The 220-nt window shown below is 51.4% G+C and carries 1 protein-coding gene; it reads left to right on the forward strand.

All coding sequences use genetic code 11. From position 1 onward, the window contains the following. A partial coding sequence (locus LJE08_RS14710; RefSeq protein ID WP_227403680.1) for a SufD family Fe-S cluster assembly protein occupies positions 1-220 on the forward strand: 220 nt, incomplete at both ends.

A 220-nucleotide genomic window follows, 5' to 3' on the forward strand; every position in this document is an offset into this window, starting at 1 on the left:
GATGGCGCGCGGGTCGACTACTACCAGTCCAACCGCTTTTCGGCTGTGCAGAATCATCAGGCAGTCAGGGCCTACCAAGCACAGCATTCAGTTTTGAATATGTATCTGGCCTTGTTTGATGAGCATGATTTGACGACCGATTTTTATGCCAATCTGGATGGTCAAGGCGGAGCAGCCGAGATCAAAATGGTTACGATTGCCAGTGGTCGGCAGGTGCAAG

It is taken from the genome of Holdemanella sp. DFI.5.55 (assembly GCF_020593575.1).
Classification (GTDB): domain Bacteria; phylum Bacillota_I; class Bacilli_A; order Erysipelotrichales; family Erysipelotrichaceae; genus Holdemanella; species Holdemanella hominis.